Below are 23,393 nucleotides of genomic sequence, written 5' to 3'. Positions count from 1 at the left end.
CGGTGCCTGTGGTCGCGTGGTGCCGGTCGCCGGGCGGTGCCCGTTCCTCAGACGACGCCGATCAGCTCGTCGAGCGTGCGTACGCGGCGCGCGACGGGGCCGGGGGGCACGGTGGAGTCCGGGGCATCGGTCAACCAGACCGCGGCGAGGCCCGCCGCGCGTGCCGCGGCCAGCCCTGTGTAGGAGTCCTCGACCGCGAGGGCCTGGTGCGGGTCCGTGAGACAGGCGCGCAGCGCCCTCAGATAGGTGTCGGGAGCGGGCTTGGTCCGCACCCCTGGGCCCGCACAGTGCACCGAGCCGAACGCGGGCCGGATGCCGAGCCGTTCCAGGTGGCTCTCCACCCAGTCGCGGCAGTTCCCCGATGCCACGGCGAGGCGGTGGCCCCGCTCCCGGCAGTGGGCCAGGAAGGGACGGACCCCGGCGCCGGCGTCGAGGAGGTCGGCCTCGGCACGGTTGAGCCGTTCGAACTCGTCCCACAACGCCTGTGCTCGGTGCCGGCCGACCGTGTCGAGCAGATCCCGGCGCAGCATGTCCCGGTCGAGTGTGCGGTCGGGCCGCACACTGATTCCGCGGGGCAGTTCCACCGCCTGGTCCCTCAGCAGCCGATGCCAGACCGCGCTGCTGGTTCGTTCCGTGTCGAGCAGTACCCCGTCGAAGTCCAGGACGATCAGCCGTCCTGTCCCCCCGGAGCGTTTGATCACCGCTCCCACCGCGTTCCCCCGTCCTCGTGCACTACGAAGCCAACGGCACGCACCGAGGTACGGCCGCCCACTTCTTGCGTGGTCTGGACCTTTGCGCACTCTAAACGGCACGGACCGGCACTTCAACCAGTCCCGTACGCACGGGAGTCGAGCCAGGTCACAGCGTGACGGCTCACGCGTGCCCCGGACATCGGGCCGGGTAAGCCGTACGAAGCGCGCCGTCGCGGCGGGTTCGCGGCGGGTCCCCGGCGGGTTCGCGGCAGCCCGATCAGCAGGCCCCGACGCGGCTGCGGGCCACTGTCGGATGCAGCAGACGCCCGGCCACTCCCCCGCCCTACGGGAACGTCCGCTCATGACGCCACTGGATACGCCGCGACCGGCCACCGATCACCAAAACCAGTCACCGTGGACGGGCCGGTCAACCTGTTTTCCCATCCGCACCACCGAGACGGCGCCGGCCGTCCCGGGCGAACTCGAACGGCACCTCAATCGAGCCGGTACCCCGGCCGGACACCAGTCACGACCACCGGCGAACTCGGCGCACCGGGGTTCTTCACCAACGGGGCGAAGCCGTCATTCCCCGGCCGGCGACGACGCACGGATCGGCCCCGCCCGACCACGCGCGTCCCCGGCGCGGAAAGTTGGCGACGGGCACAGCGTGCAGCCCTCCGTGCTCTCGCATCACCCAGGCCACCGAGGTCGGCGCCCTCTGTACCCCCGACGAGATCCGCAATCCTGCCCGCATCGCCAAAGACCCGGGTTCTGCGCATCCGCATGGATGCGCTCCCGGGCCGCGGCCGGCCGATGAGAGAACCGGAGTAGCAGTGCTCCCCGTCGAGCGAGCACAGGCATGTCTGCTCTGCGCATCGGCCACGGCACGACCACCGCCGCCGCCATGCTGGTCAGGGGCAGATGACGTAGCGGCCGCGGAGGCCGCTCGTGGCGGTGGCCCGGTGGGCTTCGGCGGCCTGGTGCAGCGGGACGACCGCGTGGACGCGAGCCGAAAGTTCACCCGCTGAGGTGCGGGCGAGGAGGTCGGCCAGTCGTGTGCTGTCAAAAGCGGTGATCACGGAGGCGACCGAGATCCCGCGCTCGGTGGGCGGTTCCATGCCGGGCCGCAACCCGACGTAGGCTCCGCCGTCGCGGATCAGCTTGAGCGCTTCCCCATTCAACTGGGCGGGGTCGACGACTGCTTCCCATTCCGGCTCGGCGCGTGCGGTGAAGTCGGCGCCGAGGCCGCGGACGAAGTCCTCGTCGCCGCCGCGGGCAAGCCCGGTCACCTGCCAGCCGCGTTCCCGGGCGAGGACGGAGACGTTCGCCCCGACCGCCCCCGCGGCGCCGGTCACCAGCAGCCGGGCGGCCCCGGCGGGCGCGTCGCCGAGCAGGTCGACGGCCTGCGCAGCGGCCAGTCCGTTGAGGGGGACCGTGGCCGCTGCCGGCAGATCCAGGTCGTCGGGGACCGGTACGACGTCGGCCGCTGCGACCACGATCTGCTCAGCGTAGGTGCCGTAGTCGCGGTCGAAGCCGACCACCAGACCGGCCACCCTGGTGCCGACGGCCAGATCGACGCCCGGCCCGGATGCTTCCACGACGCCGGCGAACTCCCAGCCCAGACCCGTGTGCTCGGGCTGGTTGACCAGCCCCATCGAGTGGAAGAAGCCCGCCGCGACACCGATATCGGTGGGGTTGACCGTCGCAGCGGCGATGGCGACGCGAATCTGGCCGGGGCCAGGATCGACGACGGGCACGTCGATGACCTCGATCGAATCGGGCCCGTTCGGGACACGGACGACGGCGGCGCGGAAAGTAGGGGTGCCCATGGCTCTGCTCCTCTGCGGTGGGGTGATCGTCTCCGTGCCATGCTCGTTCTGTGGATTCTGCGGTGGAAGAGGGCACTTGAGAGTGCGTAACCTGCCTCCAGGTACCGAGGGGGCGATCGATGTCGACGCAGACGGCGGCTCAGCAGCGGGCCGAGGCGAAAGCGAGCTACAACGCGTTCATGGACGGCTGCCCCAGCCGGCAGTTGCTCGAGCGCATCTCCGACAAGTGGGTCGCGTTGATCCTCGCGGCGCTCGGCAGCGACGGTCCGCGCCGCCCCGGGGTCGACTACGAGGACGGGCCCCGGGCGATGCGCTCTTCCGAACTGTCCCGTCGGCTCGCGGGCGCCAGCCAGAAGATGCTCACCCAGACCCTGCGTTCCCTGGAAGCCGACGGTTTGGTCACCCGTACCGTCACACCCACCGTGCCCGTCACCGTCACCTACGAGCTGACCGACCTCGGTCTGTCCCTGAACCACGTCCTGGCCGGCCTCAAGGACTGGGCCGAAACACACATGACCGATGTACTCGCCCACCGCGAGGAGCACCACCGCACGGCCGCCGGAAGCTGAGCGTGCCGGGGGAACCTGCGGCCAGACGGCTGTGCCGGTGTCCGACGTTTCTGGTCCGCTTCTCGTGGTCACGTACGCCGCAAGACCTTTGATCCTCGTGGGATGGAGTTGAGGTCGCCCGACAGTCGCCGGACGGAATGCCGCGTGGTCGACCTACTTCGCCGCCCCGGCTGGTCGGTCACTGACGACGGCGTCGTGCTACTGACAGCTGTTGAGACACCGGAAGAGCGGCAGACTGACGCTGCTTCACCGCCCTGGTTGTCATGCTGTCCGGGTGGCAGAACGAGCGCAGCCTCCGGCCTGGCCGGAAACCATGGCCCGCTCAGGTGACGGTACGGGCCATCCCGCCCCCGCCGGTGCTGACGCCGCCGCTGGGCTTGACGGGAGAGAAGGGGAGCGTGTCCTGCCGGCAGGACGCTCCGGGCGGCGGGAGGGTGCCGTCGATCAGGTAGCGGCTCTCGTGGGCCTGGACGCAGCTGCTGGGGTTGAACAGTGCCGTGTGTCCGACCGCATCGTGGGTCAGCAGGCGGGCGTCGGCGAGTTCCTCGGCCATGGCCTGCGCGGCCGAGAGGGGGGTGGAGGGGTCGTAGGTGTTCCCGACGACCAGGATGGGGTGCGCCGTCGGATTGTTCCACGGGCCGCGGTAGCGGTCCTCGGCGACCGCCGGCCACGAGGCACAGCCCGCGGAGGCCCAGATCCAGAAGCGTCCGGTGTCCCCCGCGCGGACGGCGGCCTCTTCCGCCAGGGTGTGGTAGACAGCGGGGTCCCGCGGGTTGGGACTGTCGCCGCAGAAGACCGCGGTGCTCTGTTCCTCGCCCAGATACGGATCCGGGTGGGGGACCAGTGGCGGCGGCGGGAGGGGGGACGGCTCCGGGACACGGCCCTTCCACAGGTCCTGCAGCCTGGCGGCGAGCTTCGTCGCCCCGGGCTGGACGACGTAGAGGCTGTTCACCACGTCGGCCACCGTGCCGGCGTAGGTCCACGGGCCCACAGGCTCCTCTCGTAGCCGCCGCAGCAGCTGGTCGTACTTGTCCTGAGTCGCCTTCGGGCTGCCGGCGGAGAAAGCGCAGTGGGCGGTCGTCGTGGATCCGCACAAGGTGAGGAACCGGTTCACGGTCTCCGCGGCGCTGAGTCCGGAACCCAAGCGCTGGAACGAGGTCGTCCGGGGGGCCTCGTCGGAGGCGTTGTTCGTCCACGCCCGCGGGTCCCAGTTGGCGTCGAAGACCATGGCGCGGACCCTGCCGGGGAAGAGATTCGCGTAGGTGGCGCCCAGGTAGGTGCCGTAGGAGATCCCGTAGTAGGTGAGCTGCTGGTCGCCCACCGCCTGGCGGAGCTGGTCGAGGTCGCGAGCGGTGTCGGCGGTCGACACATGGCGCACGAACTCGGGTGCACGCTGCTCACAGCGTCGGCCCAGCTCTTCGTACGCGGCGGTAAAGTCCGCCCGCTCCTGCTCTCCCACCGGGAAGCCCGTCGCTTTGCTCGCGTTCCAGTCCGCGACTTCCTGGGAACTCCCGAAGCAGTTCACCGCGGTGCTGTTGCCGATCCCGCGGGGATCCCAGCTGACGATGTCGAACCGCTCCCGCACCTCGCGCGGGAAGGACTCGTAGTTCTGCGGCATCTGCACCGTTCCCGGGCCGCCGGGGCCGCCGGGGTTGAAGAACAGGGTGCCGATGCGCCGGCCGGGGTCGGCCGCCTTCCGTTTGACGACAGCCAGCTCGATGGTGCGACCACCCGGATCGTCGTAGTCCAGCGGCACCTTCGCGGTCGCGCAGTCGAACTCACTGCCCGAGACGCACTGACTCCAGTCCAGCCGTGGGGCGGGGCCAGAAGGTGTGGGCGCACCGCCGGCCGAGGCGGGGCTCGGCCCGGCCAGGATCGTCGAGCAGGTCACCAACGCTGCGATGACCGCGGTATGACGTCGGTGACCCGCTATGAGTCCGCGCTTGGGGGGCATGGGCATACTCCATCCCTCTTTCTCCGTGGCTGAGCGCCCGAGGCCACCATCGCCCGGTCCCCGGCCCGCATCCGTGTCAAGAACACCGCGTGGCGGCGCGGCATGCGAGGCAACCGCAGCCGAATGGCGTTGCCCCCTTCGACCCCGCAACGCTCATGGTGGTGTCCCACCCCGAGCGGCCTGCGGCCGGGTGGCCCGTCTCCCTGACGGCGTCCCGAAGCCGGCCAGGAGGCCAGAGACAGTGGCGTCGGCACATCGGGGAATCGGTTCGGCAGGTACGGCCAGGGCAGTACACGATCTGGCGCGTCAATGCCGACCTCAGTGGTGCCGTCGCCGTGCTGGAGATGCTCCTACTCCCCGTCCCGGCGTGATCGAACTACTGCCCGCACTCCGTGGTGCCTGGGCGGGCAAGAGCTCGGTCACCTGACTAGGTAGTCGGGGCGGCTGCGTCGTCGATCGTTCCTGGCGCGAAGGCAAGGTGACTTCTCCAGCCATCCGCAGTGCCGGAGCTACGACGACGGAACTGCGCCCTGCGCACGGATCGGCATCGGACCCGGAGAGTCGGTGACGATCACCATGTCGTGACCGGCGTCTCCGCTCCGGGGCTGTGATACGTCGGTGGCCGGGCGACGAGAGAACAGGCCGGGGGCCTCATCCACGAAGTCGGCAGCGCTTCGTGGCCGTCTCTGCGCGGAGCGGTCGGAGCGAGTACGCCACCGGATGCCGGGCCGGCGCACCCTGATCGGCATCAACCTTGTGGACGCTGTGTGAACACGCTACAAGCTGATCGTTATATGAGTAACATGCGGCATCAGCTGCCCGTTGCTGCTCGGAGCGAAATGCCCTCCCTTCCATTACCCCCGGATTGTCCGGTGCGTCCGCGTACCGTCCTCGGTGCGAGAACGTCACGTACGAACCCCGTGAGGACATGGGACTTCGGGAAGCGGGCCGCCTCCCAGGGCGGCCGGACGGACGCGCCCCTCCCCTACCCGCGTCGCCAGGTCGGCCTGCCCGGAGTGGGCGTCCCCAGTCGCCCGATATCCGCGGGCGACCGGCGCTCACACTCCGAGGACCCCTTATCCGTGACTCCGAACCCCGAAGCCGCCGTTGCGGTGCTGGGCGCCGCGACCGTGGTGGGCACCGTCGCCGTGGTGGCTCTGGCCAAATCCCGTGCGGCCCTCTCGCGCCGTTGTGCGGAACTCAGCGCGCAAACGGCCGAACAGAGTCAGGCACTGGCCGCGCTACAGGCCCGTGAGGCGGCGCAGTTCGAGGAACTGCGCCACCTCGTGAGCAGTCGGCTGCCGGCTGCGGCCCTGCACCTGATCAGTGATCACCATCCCGTTCCCGGCGCCCTGCTGGACGACGGCAGCGACTACGCCGCCCAGATCCAGGCAGCACATGACCTGTTCGTGGAGTCGCTGGTCGAGGAGCGCGGTCGCATCGATGCCGCCGCCCGGGCCGCGCTGCGCGGAGCCTGCACGGCCATCCAGGCGCAGAGTTTCCGGCTGCAGACGCTCGTGGACGACCTGCAGCGCGACTGTCGTGACCCGGAGGTGCTGCAGGAGTACTTCCGTATCGACCAGCTCAACGAGCGGGTCCTCCGCCTGGTGCAGAAGGCGGCCATCGTGAGTGGTTCCTGGCCTGGTCTGGTGCGGCCCGACACTCACCTTCCGGACGTCGTCGCGGGCGCCACGTCGCGTCTGCACGGATTCGAGCGGGTCCAGGTCCACACGAAACTGCCGGCCGGCGGGGTGGGCGTCGTCGGACGGGCCGCCGAACCGGTGGCGGTGGCCTGTGCCGAGCTGATGGCGAACGCGCTGGAGTCGTCGCGGGGCGATCTGGCGGTCGAGGTCACCCTGCTCCAGACGGACAACGGCAGCGTCTGCGTCCAGATCGACGACGCGGGCAAGGGCATGACCCGCGAGGCCGTGGCGCGCGGCACCCGGCTGGTGGCGGGTGACAACGCCGGGAACCTGCTGATCACCGAGCTGGGCGACCCTCCGGCTCTGGGTTTCGCGGCCATCGGACAGTTGGTCGCCGACCACGGATTCCACGTATCGGTGGACCAGGTCTCACCCTACGGCGGAGTCCGTGCCGTACTGGCGGTCCCGAAGCATCTGCTGACCACGATCGACGAGACGGCCGAACCGCCGTCGGCGATGGCGGCCATGCCGACCCCGGCGCCTCGCACGCCGATACCTCCGGTCACGGCGGTGTCCGCAGAACCCGCGGAGGGACTGCGTGACGTCAGTGCACCTTCTGCGGGCGACGCGCATACGCTTCCCCAGCGTCGGCGCCGGAGCGGCTCCTCCCGCGGCCGCTCACTGACCCGCGCGCCTCGACCGGTGGACCCCGAGGAGGCCGGTACCGCGTGGGGTGACTTCGAGCAGGCAGTTGCCGCCGGACGCGACGGCACCGAATCTGAGAACAAGGACAAGTCTTGAGCCAGTCAACTCTCAGCCAGCAGATCCCCGACCCCTCCTGGGTCCTGGACCCGATCATCGAGATCGGGGTCCGGCATGCGCTGATCCTGTCGGCCGACGGCATCGTCGTGGGAGCCTCGGGCAGCCTCGGCCGTGATGAGTCCGAGGGCATGGCAGCGATGGTGTCCGCCCTGCACGGTGCCGCTCGCGCGGCGGCCCTCGTGTCGCTCGAGGCGCCCGACGAGACCCCGATCTCCACCATCACGGTCCAGCTCGACGCCTGTGGAACGCTCATGGTCATGCCGGCCGGCGGAGCCAACGCGTTCATCGCCGCCTCCTTCGGCACCGATGTGCCGATGAACATCGTCGCGCACACCCTCGCCCGGCAGGCGAAGAACCTCGGCGAGGCGCTGATGTCCGTACCCACGCGCTCCTCCGGCCCCGCATCATGAGCCCCGGTCCGGCCCGACGACTGGTTCCCAGTTACCTGGCCACCGGTGGCGTCGGCGCGCCCGAGCACAGCAGATTCGAAGAGCTGACCGCGTTACAGGCCACCGGCCGGTCCGCGCTGCCCCATCACACGCCTGCTCATCAGCGACTTCTCAACCTGGTCAGCGACGGCGGGCTGACCGTGATGGAGATCGCGGGCTATCTGCGCCTTCCGGTCGGCGTGGTGAAGATGCTCGCCGCGCAGCTGGTGTCCGACGGCCACCTGCGCGCCGCTGCGCCGCTTCCCGACGCCCTCGCTCCCGCCATCAACGCCGGACGGCCCGACAAGGCCCTCCTCGAGGAGGTTATGCATGGGCTCCTCGCCCTCTAGCGCACCGGTCTACCTGCCGGACTCCAACCAGGAACGGGTGAAGGTACTGGTGGCCGGGCCGTTCGGCATCGGCAAGACCACGATGATCCGCACGCTCTCGGAGATACCGAGCCTCCACACCGAGGAGGTGATGACGGATGCGGCGGCGCACGTCGACGAACTCGCGGTCCCGGACAAGAAGACCACCACGGTGGCCATCGACTTCGGCCGTCTCACCATCGCTCAGGGACGCATCGTTCTGTACTTGTTCGGAACGCCCGGTCAGCGGCGGTTCAAGCCCCTGTGGAGCGACTATGCCCGGGGCGCCCTGGGCGCGCTGGTCATCGTCGACACCCGGAGGCTGGCCGATTCCTTCGAGGTCATCGACCTCATCGAGGAGAGCGGGCTGGACTACGCGGTCGCCGTGAACCAGTTCCCCGAATCCCCCGAGTACGACGAGGAGACCCTGCGCCTCAAGCTCGACGTGGAGGACCACACCCCCTTGGTCATCTGCGACGCACGTGACTGGGACTCGAGCCTCAACGCGCTGCGAGCGCTCTCCGCCCACCTCGTATCGCGTGCCGGAGGCAGCCTGTGACCGCCACCCCCGACGCCGTTCCGCTGTACGGGCCGGAGCATGCCGCCGATCCTCAGCACAGCTACGAGCTTCTGCGCGCGCAGGGGCCGCTGGGCCGCGCCGAGATCGATCCCGGACTCTTCGTGTGGGTGATCACCGACTACCGGGCCGCCCTCGATCTGCTTCAGGACTCCGACAACTGGACCAAGGACACCCGCGGCTGGGACACGACGGTACCGGCGGACAGTCCGATCAAGGAGCCCCTGCAGTGGCGGCCCAGTCTGTTCTTCGCCGACGGAGAGGAACACGCGCATCTGCGGAGGGTCGTCACCGACAGTTTCGCCCTGCTCGATCCTCAGCACCTGCGCGAGGTGACCCGGCGTCACGCGGACTCGCTGCTGGACGAGTTCAGCCACGTGGGAAGGGCTGACCTGGTCGCCCAGTACGCCCGCAGGCTGCCGCTCATGGTCCTGAACACCCTGTTCGGCATGCCGGACGAAGGTGCGGACCAGCTCATGTCGGCGATAGAGGCGCTGATGAGTACGGTTCCACAGGCCAAGCAGGCGGGTGAGCAGGCCCTCACGGCCTATCTGGGCGGTCTGTACGCCATGAAGAGTGCGCGGCGCGGCCGCGATCTCACCTCGTGGTTCATGGACCACCCGCACGGCCTCACCGCGGAGGAGGTGATCAACCAGGTACTCATCACTCAGGGCGCCGCCTACGGCACGCTGGCCGGTCTGATCGCCAACACCCTGGCGCAGATCCTCTCCGACCAGCGTTACCGGGGCACTCTCACCACCGGGAGTCTGCCCATCCGGCATGCCATCGACGAGGTGCTCTGGGCGGACCCGCCCCTGGCCATGTACAGCCTGCACCGAGCACGGCGCCCCCTCACCTTCCATGGACTCGCTGTCGAAGCCGGGGACCCCGTCATGGTCTCCTACGCCGCGGTCAACACCTCCCCCCACGCTCAGCAGGCGGCCGACGAGCAGCGCTCCGACCACAAGGCGCACCTCGCCTTCGCCGCCGGGCCCCACGCCTGTCCCGCCGAGAACATCGTGTTCGTGGTGTCGGTCGCGGCCATCGAGCGATTGATGGGCAGACTGCCGGACATCGAGCTCACCGTGCCCGCGGCGACTTTGACCTATCAGCCGGGCCCCATCTACCGCGTCCTCACCGTGCTCCCCTGCCGTTTCACTCCGCATACACCGGATTCCCGGAGGGCAACACGGGGTAGCGTCCCTGTGACCGCCTGACCTACACCACCAGCACCAACAGTTGACCCGCCGACCGCCCCCGGGATGCACACACCCCGGGGGCCGTGTTCTGCCCGGCCACGAGGAAAGGGGCGATTTGCGTGACATTCTCGCTTGAAAGAAGGTAAATACATCAATGGCAAAAGTTGCGTGGGATACCGATGTTCCGTCCCTGACACGTGTTCGTGACGAGGTGGACGCGGTACTCGAGGACTTCGTCAGCGCGCGGGAGCAGACGGCGCCGGGTCCGGAGATGGCGCCGCTGTTCGCCACCGCTCGCCGGCTCCTCTTCTCCCACGGCAAGCGACTGCGGTCCTTGCTCTGTGTGGCGGGATGGCGAGCCGCCGGCGCACCGGGAGACCACCACGCGGTGCTGCGCGTCGCCGCCGCCCTGGAGCTGTTCCAGACGTTCGCCCTCGTCCATGACGACGTCATGGACGACAGCGATGTCCGCCGCGGGGGGCCGTCGGCACACCGCACGCTGGCCGCCGAATACACAAGGGCCGGCGGGCGACACAGCAGGGCGGAGGTGCACGGCCGGGGGGCCGCCGTCCTCCTGGGTGACCTCCTGCTCGTCTGGTCGGACACCATGCTGGCGGACGCGGGGCTCGGAACCCGGGCTCAGGCCCGAGTCCTGCCCCTGGTGGACAGCATGCGCACGGAGCTGGTCTACGGGCAGTATCTGGATCTGCTCTCCACCGGCCGGATCTCCCAGGATGTCGCGGCCGCACTGCGGGTCGCCCGGTACAAGACGGGGAAGTACACCGTGGAGCGGCCCCTGCACCTCGGCGTCTGTCTGGCCGACGGCGGGCCGCGGCTGCTGCAGATGTGCACGGACTTCGCCATCCCTCTCGGAGAAGCGTTTCAGCTGCGCGACGACCTGCTCGGTGTCTTCGGTGATCCGGCACAGACCGGAAAGCCGGTCGGGGACGACATCCGTGAGGGCAAGGCCACCGTGCTCCTGGCCCTCGCGTTCCAGCATGCGCCCAGGGCCGAACGGCGGCTGCTCCGCGCTCTCTTCGGCAGCGCGGACCTGAGCGGAGAGGACGTCGGCCGGGTCCGGAGCATTCTGGAGGCGACCGGCGCCCGGAAGGGGGTCGAAATGATGATCTCCGCCCGTCGTGACGCCACTCTCGCCGCACTGGAGGCAGCCGACCTGCCCCCGGAGGTCACCGACATGTTGAGACAGATCGTATGGATGGCCACGGAAAGGATCGTATGAAATCCAAACCATGCCACACGATGCGAATACGGGCCGGTCATACCGACGACTACGCGAAGAGAGCCCGGGAGTTGGTGGCGTCGGTCCACCACGACGCCTGGGGCGATGTGCGTCCCTCCGTGTACGAGACCGCCCGGGTCGTCTCCTGGACACCATGGCTGGAGGGCCACGAGCGCCGTCTGGTGTGGCTGCTGGAACAGCAGTCCGCCTCGGGCAGTTGGGGAGAGGGCCCCGCGCCGTACCGACTGCTTCCGACACTCAGTGTCACCGAAGCCCTGCTGTCCGCGCTGCGCGACGACCGGGCAGCGGGCGTCTCGCACGAGCGGCTGGCCGCGGCTGCCGACAAAGGGCTCGCCTCGCTCCGAACCCTGTCCAGGACCGGTGGGTGGCCGGACACGGCGGCCATCGAGATCCTCGTCCCGGACCTGGTCGTCCGGATCGACGAGCATCTGAACCGCCCGGACGTCGCCGCCCTGTGCCGGCTCGGTCCGTGGGCCCGTGGGGAGCGCCTGCCCCTGCCGCGCGGGTTCCGGGCGGCGCTGCCCGAGCGGGTGGCCGAGCGGTGCCGAGCGGCCGGCCGTGTGCCGGTCAAGCTGCACCACACCTTCGAAGGTGTCGCCCGCCGCCTGCCGCGGGTGGTGCCCGCGGCCCCGGGCGGGCTGCTGGGCAGTTCCCCCGCCGCCACCGCCGCCTGGCTGGCCACTGGGGCCGCAGCGGGCCGGGAGCGGGCGGTCACCGCGCTGACCGGTGTGGGGCGGCGCTACGACGGTCTGTTCCCTGAGGCCTCGCCCATCTCCGTCTTCGAACGGCTCTGGGTCGCCGCCGCCCTCGCCCGTCCCGGACTGCCCGCCGACTGCGTGCCCCACGTCCGCGCCTGGGCGGCGGAGATCTACGACGCCACTGGAGTGCGGGGTGCTCCCGGCCTGCTGCCCGACACCGACGACACCGCCATGGCGGTGCTGGTGTCCGCTCTCGCCGGCTCGCCCCGCGACCCCGCCCCGCTGTCCGCCTTCGAGGCCGGCGACCACTACGACTGCTACGTGGGCGAGGACACCGGCTCCAGCACGGCCAACGCCCATGCCCTCCAGGCGCTCACCGCCTGGCTGAGCCACCGGCCGGCGGCAGATGAGCCGCTCCGGACCCGTGTGCACCTGACCCGCGACTGGATCCTCGCCCAGCAACGACCCGACGGCGCCTGGCACGACAAGTGGCATGCCTCCCCCTACTACGCCACCGAACGGTGTGTCACCGCTCTCCGCGGACACACCGGCCCGACCACACACGGCGCCGTCCGCTCGGCCGCCGACTGGGTCCTGGCCACGCAGCGCGACGACGGCTCCTGGGGGATATGGGGCGGCACCGCCGAGGAGACCGCCTACGCCGTGAACATCCTCCTCAGCGCCCCGCACCACACGGCCGGGCCGGAAGCCGCCGAGGCGCTGAAGCGGGCCGAGGACATGCTTCGCGACGCCTCCCACCCGTCCGCGCATCACCCTGCCCTCTGGCACGACAAGACCCTCTACGCACCCCAGGCCATGGCCCGGGCCGAGGTGACCGCCGCGCTCGAGCTGCTGGTGACACACCAGCGCTGAACCGCACCGCCCCCTTCAGCCCGGTTCATCAACGGAGGCACTCAACGTGAACGCCGCCCCCCACGTTCCGCCGTACGCTCCAGGGCGTGTGCCGCTCATCGGGCACGTGGTTCCCCTGGCCAGGGACCGCCTGGCCTTTCTGCAGGGCCTGCGCGAGCACGGACCGATCGTGCGTTTCTCGATCGGCCCCAAGACGGTGACCGTCATCAACTCCCCCGATCTGCTGCAGGAGATGCTCACCACCAAATCGAGGCACTTCAGTAAAGGGCTTCTCTTCGAGAAGCTGAAGCTCTTCGGCAAGGACGCCCTGCCGGTGGCGGAAGGCAGCCGTCACCTGACACGCCGCCGGCTGATGCAGCCCGCCTTCCACCGCCGGCAGGTCGACGGCTACATCCGGACCATGCACACCACGGTCGATCCGATGATCGCGGCATGGCAGAGCATGGGCCCCCTGGATCTGAAGACCGAGATGCAGCTGATGACGCAGAACGTCGTCATGGCGGCCCTGTTCTCCACCACCCCCGACCGCGAATCCGGGCACGCGATCCTCGAAAGCGTCGACACCCTGTTCGCGGCGGCGCTCCGCCGTGCCCTGCTGCCCCTTCCCCTGCTCGAACGGCTGCCGACCCCCGGAAACAGGAAGGTCCGGCAGGCCGGCCGTGTGATGCGTGCTGCCGTGGGCGAGATCATCGCCGACCACCTGGCGAATCCGGAGGCATACGACGACGTGGTGTCCCTGCTGCTGTCCGCCCGCGATCAGGACGGTGCTCCCCTGGCCGACGAGGACATCCTCTCCGAGGTCACGGGTCTGCTCGCGGCGGGTTCGGAAACCACTGCGGTCACCTTGACCTGGCTCTTCCACGAACTGGGCCGCCGCCCGGACCTGGAGCGACGGCTGCACGGCGAGGTCGACGCGGTCCTCACGGACGAGCCCCTCACCATGAGGTCGCTGACACGGCTCACCTTCACCCGCAGACTCGTCGACGAGAGTCTGCGCATGTACAGCCCGGCCTGGCTGGTCACCCGTCGGGCCACCGAAGCCGTGCGGCTCGGGGGCGTGGATCTGCGGGCCGGGGAGGACATCGTGTGGAGCCCCTACACGCTGCACCGCGATCCCGCCCTGTACCCGGACCCGCTCTGCTTCGATCCCGACCGCTGGCTGCCGGAGCGTCCGCAGCCCCCCAAGGAGGCGTACATACCGTTCGGCGTCGGAAAGCGGCAGTGCATGGGAAACGAGTTCGCCCTGGCCGAAGCGACCCTGATCACCGCGCTCATCGCATCCCGCCGGCGGCTGCGGCCCGTCCCGGGACCTGCGGTTCGGCCGGTCGGGGAGATCACCCTGCATCCGTCCGCGCTGCGCATGACCGCGGAGCCGCGGACGCACGGCCGCCGCCACCGGGAGGCGGTGTGACCGGCACCGGCGAAACGGCGACGACGCTGCCCGGACCGGACTTCGCCGCCGCGTTCCCCCACCCGTTCCCGGCGGGCCCGCACAGTCGGCACACGGAACGCGGACTCATCGGCTGGCTGGAGGAGCACCCGCTGCTCCCCTCCGCCGGAGCCAGGAGTGTTCTGGTGGACATCACGAGTCACGGAGCATCGCGCACCTTCCCCACCGCGGACCCGGACGATCTGGTTCTGTTCGCGGAACTCCTGCTGTGGCTCACCGCGTTCGACGACGTCCACGCCGAGGTGAACGCCGTCAAGGACGCGGTTGCCCTGGTTGACCACACCGGCGAGCTGATGCTTGTCCTGGCCCACGGCGATCGGCGTCCTGCGGGGGAGCCCTTCCCCGTCGCCCTGCACGGCCTGCTCGCCCGATTCCGCGCTCGCGCCAGCCCGGCCGCGTACCTCCGGCTCACCGCGAGCCTGCGTGACACCCTCCTGGCTCTGGTCTGGGAGGCGCACCACGTCGCGGAACCCGGGAAGGTCGCGCTCGCGACCTATCTGGCGATGCGTCCCCACACCGTGTTCGTCAGGACGATCATGGCTGCGGCGGAGATCGTCCTGGGCTACGAGCTGACGGACGCCGAGCGTGATCTGGCACCGGTACGCCGTCTGGAGACCGCTGTGGCAAACCTCGCGGGCTGGATCAACGACCTGGCCTCCTACGAGCGTGAGGCGGCACGAGGGCCGGCGCGGCCCTTGAGCCTGCCCACACTGCTGCAAGCGCGGCACGGCGGGACCATCGAGGAGTCCTTCGCACGCGCGAGCCGTATGTGTGAGGACGAGGCAGCCACCGCTCGACAAGAGATCTCAGCCCTCACCTTGGACCAGCCGAGCACGCTCACGACCCACGCCCGGGCCCTGGAGGACATCACCCGCTCGTTCATCTGGCACACCGGCCATGCCCGGTACCAAGGTCCCCAACGCGGTCTCTGACGGGGAGAAAGCGAGCGCCGAGCATGGACTGGCGCGGTTCGTCAGCCGCCGGCCGACGGTGGTCCGGACCGGCTCGGCCGCTTCCTCGAACACGGCACCGGTCACCTGTCCAAGTGTCACCGAAGCCCCGACGCGGGGGCAGTGGTGTCGCCTGGGCGGGCGCCCAGCTCCCCGACCGCCTGCGGGCCCCCGTCGTGCGCGCCACGTGTGGCGGGCCAACCGCACGGCCATGCGCCGCCTGGCCGCCGAGTCGACCCGGCACGTGTGCGCCGCCGGCCTCCGACAGCAGCCCGGTGGATCCTGTTCAGTGGTGCCTGTCGACGACGGCACGGACGACGGCGGCGACTGCCTCGCGGTCGGTGGGCCGCGGGTCGAAGGAGTTGTGGATGGAGAATCCCTCGACCAGCGCGTCCAGAGCCCGCGCGGTGAGCGGGTCGAAGTGCCTGGCCAGGGAGTCCCGGCTGGCCTGCATCCAGGAGCGCATGACGGCGCGCACCTCGGGGTTGCGGGTGGCGAAGGCGTAGAGCTCGTAGCTGAGCAGGAGGTTGCGGTCGGTCCCCCAGACCTTGCCGCAGATGATCTCGACGACCGCCTCCCCGGCCTCCTGGCGGGTCCGCGCGGCCTCCAGAAGGGCGCCGTAGCGTGTGGAGACGGTCTCCGCGAGCCGGGTGAACGCGTCGGTCAGCAGGTGCTGCATGTCGTCGAAGTAGTAGGTGAGGGATCCGAGCGGCACGCCTGCCGCCTCCGCGATCTTGCGGAAGGTCACCTTGATGGCCCCGTGCTCCGCGATGACGTCGAGCGCGGCGTCGAGGATGCGTTCGCGGCGGCGGGGGTCGTTGGGGCCACGAGTGCTGCCTGTCATCGCCGTTGTCCGCCTTGTCTTCTCGGCCACCGACCCGATGTGTACATTTGTTCATACTCGGTGGGTGGCGCGGGATCGTCGCCTGCCTGTCCTCATTGTCTCCAACACCGGCGGAGCCCTTCCTTGACAGACCGTGCTGTACGCCGACGCCGCCGGGCGCTGTACCTCTTCTTCTTCCTCAACGGCATCGCCATGTCCTCGTGGATCACGCGCACCCCGGACGTCCGTGACCGGCTGGGCGTGTCCACGGGGCAGATGGGGCTGGTGCTGTTCGGTCTGTCCGTCGGCTCGATGGCGGGCATCCTGTGTTCCGGCCGTTTCGTGTCGCGGTTCGGGACCAGGCCCGTGACGGCGCTCGCCACACTGTTCGTCGTCGCGAGCGTGGTCGTCGTGGGCGCGGGCAGCGCCCTCGGCTCCGCGGCCCTGGTCACCGCGGGGCTGTGCGTGTTCGGCGTGGGGGTCGGGTCGGGAGAGGTGGCGATCAATGTGGACGGTGCCGACGTGGAACGGATCACCGGCACGGCGGTCCTGCCCACGCTGCACGGGTGCTTCAGCCTGGGCACCGTCATCGGCGGCCTGGCAGGCATGGCGGCCACCGCTGCGGCGTTCCCCGCCCACTGGCACCTCCTGGCGGTGGCCGCGGTGACAGCCGCGATCTTCGGGTACGCCATCGGTGCCGTTCCCGCCGGGACCGGCGTCCGTGCCGCGGCGCCCGCTTCGGAATCGACGCGGCCCGCGGACCCGCAGGTGTGGAAGGACCGTCGGCTCCTGATGATCGGGGCCATCGTCCTGGCCATGGCTCTCGCCGAGGGCGCCGCCAACGACTGGCTGCCGCTGCTCATGGTCGACGGCCACGGTCTCGACGCCGCCGCCGGCTCGCTCGTCTTCGTGGGATTCGCCGCTGCGATGACCCTGGGACGCTTCGGCGGCACGTTCTTCCTCAACCGCTACAGCCGGTCGACTGTCGTGCGGGCCAGCGCGGTCTCCGGAGCCATCGGCCTGTCCCTGGTCATCTTCTCCGACAACGCCGTCGTGGCCGCGGCCGCCGTCCTGTTCTGGGGACTGGGCGCGTCCCTGGGCTTTCCGGTGGCCCTGTCGGCGGCGGGCGGCTCGGGGCCCGACGAGACCGCACGGGTCAGCCTCGTGGCGACGATCGGCTACACCGCGTTCCTGGTGGGGCCGCCCATGCTCGGCTTCCTGGGCGATCATTACGGACTGCGTCCGGCGATGCTCGTGGTCCTGGCGTTCATCGCCACGGCCGTCGTCGCGGCCCCCGCCGCCGGTACCCGCACAGACCATCACCGCAAAGCCGATACCGGCGTCCCCGCCGAACTCGCGGTGGAGCAGCCGAGGCAGCACACCGGGGGGTGATCGCGGGACCGGCGCACGTCGGCGTTCCACGCCCTCGGGGTTGGCGCGCGCCTCTTCGATGGTTGATCGGTTGATCGGATGCGCCTGTCCGATGAGTGATCACTGATGCGATGCGGGACCGGAACGAGCCGCCGTCACCGGCCGATCCCGTCCGCGGGCGGCGATGGGCCGATCGCCGCAGCGCCTCCCGATGTCCGCCGGCGCACGCCCCGAGCCCTGGTACGGCCCAGACCGCGGCATGTAAGGCGCCGGCACTCACCAACGGGGTTCGGCGCCGCATGAGATGACGTCCGAGGAAAGCCACCCGGACGACCCCAGCCACACCCCGGGTTTCCTCGGCCGAAGGCCGGCGCGCCGGTTCAGCGGTGTCCACTGAGGATCGGCCAAAGCGGCAGCATGGGCAGTGAGCCAGGATGGCCCTCAGGGCTGTGCGGGCGTCCTCGCCGGTCGCCGTGCCGTAGTGGCGACACCAGCGAAGGCTTCTGCGGTTCCGCATCCAAGATCCATGAGCTGGGCTCGGTGGGGCAGCTGTGCCTCCACGGTCGTCAGGTGACCGTTCGCCGCATGGTCGGCTCCGGCCCCGGGAAGCTCTGCGCGCCAAGGGAGTGCCCGGACGGCCCGGCCGTCGAAACAGGGCGCGGAGCGTGTGCGGCAGGTGTTCCTTGTGGGGCGAACGACCGGCACACCCGACGCCCGGGCCGGGCTACTGTGCCCGTCGTGAGGGCTCGACACCCACCGCGGCGGGCGCATCACCTCACATTCGCCCGCCCGCTCAGGACCCGGCAGTGATCACCCGCAATGCGCAGCCGGGTTCAGGACGACCGATCTCTGCGTTCCGTCTCAGTACCTGCGGGATTCCTGCTGCCCTCGACCACGACAGTTTCGCTGCCAGGAGGTATTTCCACCGGACAAGAATCCTTATGGACGGAATGCCACATCCTGGTCGCCGGTATCGCGCTGTGCCGATTCCGATCCCGCTTTCAGTTCGAGAGGAAGGACGCCCCTACCGTGGCGCACGCCCCCGCCCACCATCCGAACGTCTCGGCCCGAGTCTCAGGTCTGCCCTCGAGCAACCTGGCCGAGGTGTTCAGGCTCGCGCGGTCGCGCGACACCATCGACCTGGCCATCGGCACTCCCCGTTTCCCGGACCTCTCCCCTCGTCTGGTCGAGGCGGCCTCCCGCGCGCTGCGAGAGGGGCACAACCAGTACGAGGACCCGGCGGGCCACTCTCTGCTGCGGCTGCGCATCGCCGAGGGGCTGACGGCCGCCACCGACCCCGACACCGAGATCACCGTCACGGCCGGCGCCACCGAAGCCCTCCTCGTCGCGCTGCTGGCAACCGTGGATCCGGGCGACGAGGTCATCGTCCTCACCCCTGGTTTCGAGCAGTTCACCACCACGATCAGCCTCGTCGGCGCCACCCCCCGGTTCGTGCCGCTGCACGCGCCCGACTGGCGCTACGACTCCACCGACCTGGCAGCCGCCTTCACTCCCCGGACCCGCGCCATCCTGCTCAACAGTCCGAGCAACCCCACGGGGCGCGTTCTCGGCCGCCAGGAACTGGATGAGATCGCCGGCCTCTGCGAACGCTGGAACACGACCGCGATCTGCGACGAGGTGTACGCCGCCTATGTCTTCGACGGCGCCCCGCACCTCTCCGTCGCAGACATACCCGGTCTGGCCGAGCGCAGCGTCGTCATCGGTTCCTGGTCGAAGAGCCACGCGGTCAGTGGCTGGCGCCTGGGCTTCCTGCGGGCGGACCCCGAGCGCACCGAGGCCTTCCGGCGGGTGCACCAGATGACCACCCTGGGCACAGCGGCACCGCTGCAGGTGGCGGCCGCGCAGGCGGCCGGGGCCGTAGATGCCGACGCGGCACGCGAGGGCATGGCCGCCCGGCGCGACCTGGCACAGGACATCTTCTCGCGGATGGGCATGAAGTTCGCCCCCGCGGAAGGCGGATGCTATCTCTTCGCGGATTTCAGCCCCCTGGTGGAAGGCCCACCGGACAGCGTGGCGTACGTCCGCGGGCTGATGGAACGTACAGGTGTCCTGCTCGCCCCCGGTGCCGCCTTCTTCGCGGAACCCGCACTCGGTGAGTCCTATGTCCGGATCGCGTTCAACCGGCCGATGGAGACGCTTCATGCCGCACAGCGCGGTCTGCTGGGCGCCTGATCCACGGACCGCCACGGAGAGTCGACACATGAGGGATCTCAGAGACCGACCACTCGGTCCTCTTCCGTACTTCCTGGAGCAGCCCGAGGGCGAGGACGTCGTTCCGTTCGTGACACCTGCCGGGGACCGCATGTGGCTCGTGTGCGATCACTCCCTCGCGCGCAGGGTGCTGACGGACGAGCGGTTCAGCCGGGCCGAGGCCGTGAAGCCACACGCTCCCCAGCTCATCGACGCACAGCCGGTGCCGGCCTCCATGGCGAGCATGGACGGCACGGAGCACACGAGGCTGCGCCGCCTGGTGGCCGGAGCCTTCTCCACCCGCCGGATCGCCGCACTGCGCACGGACATCGAACGGCTGGCCGACCAGCACCTCGACGCGCTGGCCGCGGCCGGGCCCGGCGCCGATCTCGTCCATGAGCTGGCCGAGCCGCTTCCGGTGGCGGTCCTCTGTTCCCTGCTCGGCATCCCGGCGGAGGACGTCGACCGGTTCCGCAGCTGGGTCGAGGTGTTGTTCGATCTCTCGCCCGGCACCTCGAAGGAGAAGGCTCGCCGCCGCCTGGAGCTCGCCATCTACATGGCCGACCTGATCGAACGCAAGCGCCGGCACCCGACCGCCGACCTGCTCACCAACATGATCGAGGCCCACGACCGGGGCGAGATGTCGATGGGCGAGCTGCTCACCATGGGCCTCGCCCTGCTGATGGCAGGTTACGAGACGACCGTCGGCCAGCTCGGCCTGTCCGTGCTGTCGCTGCTCTCCGAACCCATGGCGTACGCCGAACTGTGCGAGCAGCCGGAGCAGTTGGTTCCCACGGTGGAGGAACTGCTGCGGCTGAACCCGTCGACTCCGCTGAGCTTCTCCAGGGTGGCGCTGGTGACCATGTCCCTGGGCAGTGTCACCGTCCGAGCGGGCGAGGCCGTCATGGTGTCGCTGTTGCACGGCAACAGGGACAGCGGCGCGTTCCCCGACCCCGGGCAACTGCGTCCGGGCCGGCGTGATGCCGTCCATCTGACGTTCGGCCACGGGATACACCGCTGCGTCGGTGCACCCCTGGCCCGGCTCCAACTGCAGGTCGCCCTGGAGCGGTTGACGCGGCGCTTCCCCACCCTGCGTCTCGCGTCCCGCCCTGAGCCGGTGGTCTGGAAGGACGGCCTGGGCACCCGGGGACTGGCCCGGCTGCTCGTGGAGTGGTGAGCACTGCCGCCTCCGTGTCTGTGGAACGGCGCCGAGAACGCCTCTGACGTGAAACGAGGAACCGCGTGTCTGTTGAGAACATCCGCGATGACGGCGCCCCGGGCGTCGGTGAGCCACGGACGCACCACGGCCGGGCAGCGTTCCGCGGCAGCGTCGTGCCCTGGGTCCTCGCCGGACGGACCGCGACGGCTCTGCGCACGCGGAGCCGCCGTCTGCTGGAACACCTCACCGATCAGCGGGATGTCACGGACACGACGGCCGCTGTCGGTCTGTCCTTGGCCGTCTCCGGTGCTACCGGGCGCAACCGCGCGGTCCTCTTGGCGGGATCCCCCGGTGAGTTCGCGGCCGAACTCACCTCGCTGGCCGCACAGCGCCGTACGGCCGGACAGATCACCGGAACCGCCGGGACGTGCGAGCGTGTGGTGTTCGTCTTCCCCGGTCAGGGCTCGCAGTGGACAGGTATGGGAGCCGATCTGCTGGAACACTCGGATGTGTTCCGGGCCTCCATCGCCGCCTGCTCCCGGGCACTCGCCCCTCATGTCGACTGGTCCGGCCGGTCGCTGGAGGACGTGCTGCGCGCGGCGCCCGGTGCTCCCGCCCTGGACCGCGACGACGTCGTCCAGCCCGCCCTGTTCGCGGTCATGGTGGCCCTCGCCGACCTCTGGCAGTCCTTCGGTGTCCGCCCCTCGGCTGTGATCGGGCACAGCAACGGTGAACTGTCCGCGGCTGTCGTGGCCGGCGCGCTGTCCCTCGACGACGGGTCCCGCGTGGTGTCGTTGTGGAGCAGGGCGCAGGCGCGGCTCGCCGGGCAGGGCGCCATGATCGTCGTCCCGCTGTCCGCCGCCGAACTGGAGCCGCACGTGGCACGTTCGGGCGGAAGGGTGTCGATCGCGGCGGTGAACGGGCCGCGGTCGGTGGTGCTGTCCGGCGATCGGGACGCCGTTGACGCGCTGCTGGCGGAATTCGCCGCCGAGGACGTCGCGGCCAGACGTATCCCGGTCAACGTGGCCGCACACTCCTCGCACATGGAGCAACTGCGTGACGGTCTGCTCGCCGACCTCGCCCCCTTGCGGCCGCGCCCGTCGCAGGTTCCGTTCCACTCGACCGTCACCGGCGAGCGAACAGACACCCGTTCGCTGGACGCCGACTACTGGTACCGCAATCTGCGCGGCTCTGTCGCCTTCGAACGGACCGTCCGCTCGCTCGCGGACCACGACGCCTTCATCGAAGTCAGCGCCCATCCCGTGTTGACCATGGCGGTCCAGCAGACACTGGACGAGGCCGGCTCGGACGCGATGGTCTCGGGCACGTTGCGCCGTAATGAGGACGGGCCTCGGCGCTTCCTGACCTCACTGGCGGAGCTGTACAGCGCGGGCGCGGTGGTGGACTGGCGGCCGGCGTTCCCCGCAGACACACGGACCGTCGACCTTTCCGGATCCGACGGGGCCGTCGAGCCGGAAGTGCCGGATGCGAGTGCCGGCGAGGACCTCGACGGCTTGGGCCGGCACGACCGGAGCGAGCAGGAGACCACCGATCTCCTCATGGCTCTGGTCCGCTCCGAAATCTCTCTGCTGCTCGGCCTGGACTCACAGGAGGCCGTTTCCCCCACCGAGTCGTTCCGCGACCTCGGACTCGAGTCCGCCACTGCCGTGGAACTGCGCAACCGGCTGTCCGCCGCCACCGGCGTGCGGCTTCCGGTGACACTGGTCTTCGACCATCCGACCCCCGAGCAGGTTGTCACGCGTATCCGCGGCGAACTCCTCGGTGCGGCGCCCGAGCCGGCGGCGCCACGCCGGCGGGCATCCACGGCCCCCGATGAACCCGTGGCGATCGTCTCCATGGCGTGCCGCTACGCCGGTGGTGTGGAATCCCCCGGCGACCTGTGGAAGCTTGTCATGGAAGAGCGGGACGCCGTCTCCGACTTCCCCGGCAATCGCGGCTGGGCTCTCGACGCGCTCTTCGACGGCGGCGCGGAGACCGTCGGCCATTCGTACACCCGCAAGGGCGCGTTCCTCGACGACGCCGATCAGTTCGATGCGGAGTTCTTCGGTATCAGCCCGCGTGAGGCGACGGCGATGGATCCCCAGCAGCGTCTGCTGCTGGAGACCGGCTGGGAGGCCTTCGAAAGCGCCGGCATCGACCCGACGACGCTGGGCGGCAGCAGCACGGGGGTGTACGTCGGCGCCATGGCGCAGGACTACGGACCGCGGCTGCACGAGGCGGACAGTACGGCGGGCGGATACCTGCTGACCGGCACCTACACGTGTGTGATCTCGGGCCGCGTGTCGTACACGCTCGGTCTCAAGGGTCCGGCCATCACGGTCGACACCGGGTGCTCGTCGTCCTTGGTGGCTCTGCATCTGGCGGCACAGGCACTGCGGCAGGGCGAATGCGACCTGGCCCTGGCCGGCGGCGTGACCGTCATGGCAAGCCCCGGACTCTTCGTCGAATTCAGCCGACAGCGCGGACTCTCCCCGGACGGCCGCTGCAAAGCCTTC

General features: G+C 70.1%; 18 protein-coding genes. 14 read left to right on the top strand and 4 right to left on the bottom strand.

The window, feature by feature from the left end:
* Positions 1 to 47 precede the first annotated feature (47 nt).
* Together IF28_RS39350 and IF28_RS0135300 are read right to left on the bottom strand one after the other, a co-directional pair.
* Positions 48 to 701, bottom strand: coding sequence for an HAD family hydrolase (locus IF28_RS39350; protein WP_158713746.1), 654 nt, complete (start codon positions 699 to 701; stop codon positions 48 to 50).
* A 902-nt stretch (positions 702 to 1,603) separates the two neighbouring features.
* Entirely contained in the window at positions 1,604 to 2,521 is a 918-nt protein-coding gene (locus tag IF28_RS0135300) for an NADP-dependent oxidoreductase (protein ID WP_030229388.1), read from the bottom strand.
* Positions 2,522 to 2,640: 119 nt separating this feature from the next.
* Between IF28_RS0135300 and IF28_RS0135295 the strand changes: the two genes are divergently transcribed.
* Positions 2,641 to 3,090, top strand: a complete 450-nt coding sequence (locus IF28_RS0135295) for a winged helix-turn-helix transcriptional regulator (protein WP_030229386.1) — start codon at positions 2,641 to 2,643, stop codon at positions 3,088 to 3,090.
* A gap of 322 nt (positions 3,091 to 3,412) precedes the next feature.
* Here the strand turns inward: IF28_RS0135295 and IF28_RS0135290 are convergent, their stop codons facing one another.
* Positions 3,413 to 5,044 (bottom strand): alpha/beta hydrolase, encoded by a 1,632-nt coding sequence (locus IF28_RS0135290; RefSeq protein WP_234325413.1) that lies wholly within the window; start codon positions 5,042 to 5,044, stop codon positions 3,413 to 3,415.
* A 1,082-nt stretch (positions 5,045 to 6,126) separates the two neighbouring features.
* On the opposite strand from IF28_RS0135290, the gene IF28_RS0135285 reads away from it, so the two are divergent.
* The 9 genes from IF28_RS0135285 (at position 6,127) to IF28_RS37215 (ending at position 15,295) form a co-directional block, all read left to right on the top strand.
* Positions 6,127 to 7,488 carry an ATP-binding protein gene (locus IF28_RS0135285; protein WP_051713993.1) on the top strand — a complete coding sequence of 454 codons (1,362 nt, stop codon included), beginning with the start codon at positions 6,127 to 6,129 and terminating at the stop codon, positions 7,486 to 7,488.
* Positions 7,485 to 7,919, top strand: a complete 435-nt coding sequence (locus IF28_RS0135280) for a roadblock/LC7 domain-containing protein (RefSeq protein ID WP_030229379.1) — start codon at positions 7,485 to 7,487, stop codon at positions 7,917 to 7,919. The genes IF28_RS0135285 and IF28_RS0135280 overlap by 4 nt, the downstream gene beginning before the upstream one ends.
* Entirely contained in the window at positions 7,916 to 8,287 is a 372-nt protein-coding gene (locus IF28_RS0135275; RefSeq protein WP_030229377.1) for a DUF742 domain-containing protein, read from the top strand. Before IF28_RS0135280 ends, IF28_RS0135275 begins: the two co-directional genes overlap by 4 nt.
* On the top strand, positions 8,268 to 8,864 hold the full coding sequence (locus IF28_RS0135270; RefSeq protein WP_030229374.1) for a GTP-binding protein: 597 nt from the start codon (positions 8,268 to 8,270) through the stop codon (positions 8,862 to 8,864). Before IF28_RS0135275 ends, IF28_RS0135270 begins: the two co-directional genes overlap by 20 nt.
* Positions 8,861 to 10,099, top strand: coding sequence for a cytochrome P450 (locus IF28_RS0135265; protein ID WP_051713992.1), 1,239 nt, complete (start codon positions 8,861 to 8,863; stop codon positions 10,097 to 10,099). Before IF28_RS0135270 ends, IF28_RS0135265 begins: the two co-directional genes overlap by 4 nt.
* A gap of 193 nt (positions 10,100 to 10,292) precedes the next feature.
* Positions 10,293 to 11,321: a polyprenyl synthetase family protein gene (locus tag IF28_RS0135260; protein WP_234325412.1), complete on the top strand. Its 1,029-nt coding sequence runs from the start codon at positions 10,293 to 10,295 to the stop codon at positions 11,319 to 11,321.
* Positions 11,322 to 11,341: 20 nt separating this feature from the next.
* Complete coding sequence (locus IF28_RS0135255) at positions 11,342 to 12,913, top strand: prenyltransferase/squalene oxidase repeat-containing protein (RefSeq protein ID WP_063829366.1); 1,572 nt, start codon at positions 11,342 to 11,344, stop codon at positions 12,911 to 12,913.
* Positions 12,914 to 13,001: 88 nt separating this feature from the next.
* Positions 13,002 to 14,324, top strand: coding sequence for a cytochrome P450 (locus tag IF28_RS0135250; protein ID WP_158713745.1), 1,323 nt, complete (start codon positions 13,002 to 13,004; stop codon positions 14,322 to 14,324).
* Positions 14,321 to 15,295: a terpene synthase family protein gene (locus tag IF28_RS37215; RefSeq protein WP_030229365.1), complete on the top strand. Its 975-nt coding sequence runs from the start codon at positions 14,321 to 14,323 to the stop codon at positions 15,293 to 15,295. Before IF28_RS0135250 ends, IF28_RS37215 begins: the two co-directional genes overlap by 4 nt.
* A gap of 304 nt (positions 15,296 to 15,599) precedes the next feature.
* On the opposite strand, the gene IF28_RS0135240 is transcribed toward IF28_RS37215, so the two are convergent.
* Entirely contained in the window at positions 15,600 to 16,157 is a 558-nt protein-coding gene (locus IF28_RS0135240; RefSeq protein ID WP_030229364.1) for a TetR/AcrR family transcriptional regulator, read from the bottom strand.
* Positions 16,158 to 16,280: 123 nt separating this feature from the next.
* On the opposite strand from IF28_RS0135240, the gene IF28_RS0135235 reads away from it, so the two are divergent.
* The 4 genes from IF28_RS0135235 to IF28_RS40320 all read left to right on the top strand — a co-directional run.
* Positions 16,281 to 17,528 (top strand): MFS transporter, encoded by a 1,248-nt coding sequence (locus IF28_RS0135235; RefSeq protein WP_030229363.1) that lies wholly within the window; start codon positions 16,281 to 16,283, stop codon positions 17,526 to 17,528.
* A gap of 1,008 nt (positions 17,529 to 18,536) precedes the next feature.
* Entirely contained in the window at positions 18,537 to 19,700 is a 1,164-nt protein-coding gene (locus IF28_RS0135230) for a pyridoxal phosphate-dependent aminotransferase (protein WP_030229362.1), read from the top strand.
* A 28-nt stretch (positions 19,701 to 19,728) separates the two neighbouring features.
* On the top strand, positions 19,729 to 20,895 hold the full coding sequence (locus IF28_RS0135225; protein ID WP_030229361.1) for a cytochrome P450: 1,167 nt from the start codon (positions 19,729 to 19,731) through the stop codon (positions 20,893 to 20,895).
* 65 nt (positions 20,896 to 20,960) lie between these two features.
* On the top strand, positions 20,961 to 23,393 hold a 2,433-nt coding region (locus tag IF28_RS40320; RefSeq protein ID WP_158713744.1), incomplete at its 3' end, for an acyltransferase domain-containing protein.

It is taken from the genome of Streptomyces sp. NRRL WC-3626 (assembly GCF_000718785.1).
GTDB classification, from domain to species: domain Bacteria; phylum Actinomycetota; class Actinomycetes; order Streptomycetales; family Streptomycetaceae; genus Streptomyces; species Streptomyces edwardsiae.
Note: the sequence above shows the minus strand (reverse complement) of the source record. Positions and strands in the feature narration are given on the sequence as shown.

Coding starts and splice junctions, on each gene's coding strand:
- IF28_RS0135225 (WP_030229361.1), top strand. CDS start 19,729: ATGAGGGATCTCAGAGACCGACCACTCGGTCCTCTTCCGTACTTCCTG.
- IF28_RS0135240 (WP_030229364.1), bottom strand. CDS start 16,157: ATGACAGGCAGCACTCGTGGCCCCAACGACCCCCGCCGCCGCGAACGC.
- IF28_RS0135275 (WP_030229377.1), top strand. CDS start 7,916: ATGAGCCCCGGTCCGGCCCGACGACTGGTTCCCAGTTACCTGGCCACC.
- IF28_RS0135295 (WP_030229386.1), top strand. CDS start 2,641: ATGTCGACGCAGACGGCGGCTCAGCAGCGGGCCGAGGCGAAAGCGAGC.
- IF28_RS0135270 (WP_030229374.1), top strand. CDS start 8,268: ATGGGCTCCTCGCCCTCTAGCGCACCGGTCTACCTGCCGGACTCCAAC.
- IF28_RS0135300 (WP_030229388.1), bottom strand. CDS start 2,521: ATGGGCACCCCTACTTTCCGCGCCGCCGTCGTCCGTGTCCCGAACGGG.
- IF28_RS0135290 (WP_234325413.1), bottom strand. CDS start 5,044: ATGCCCCCCAAGCGCGGACTCATAGCGGGTCACCGACGTCATACCGCG.
- IF28_RS0135255 (WP_063829366.1), top strand. CDS start 11,342: ATGCGAATACGGGCCGGTCATACCGACGACTACGCGAAGAGAGCCCGG.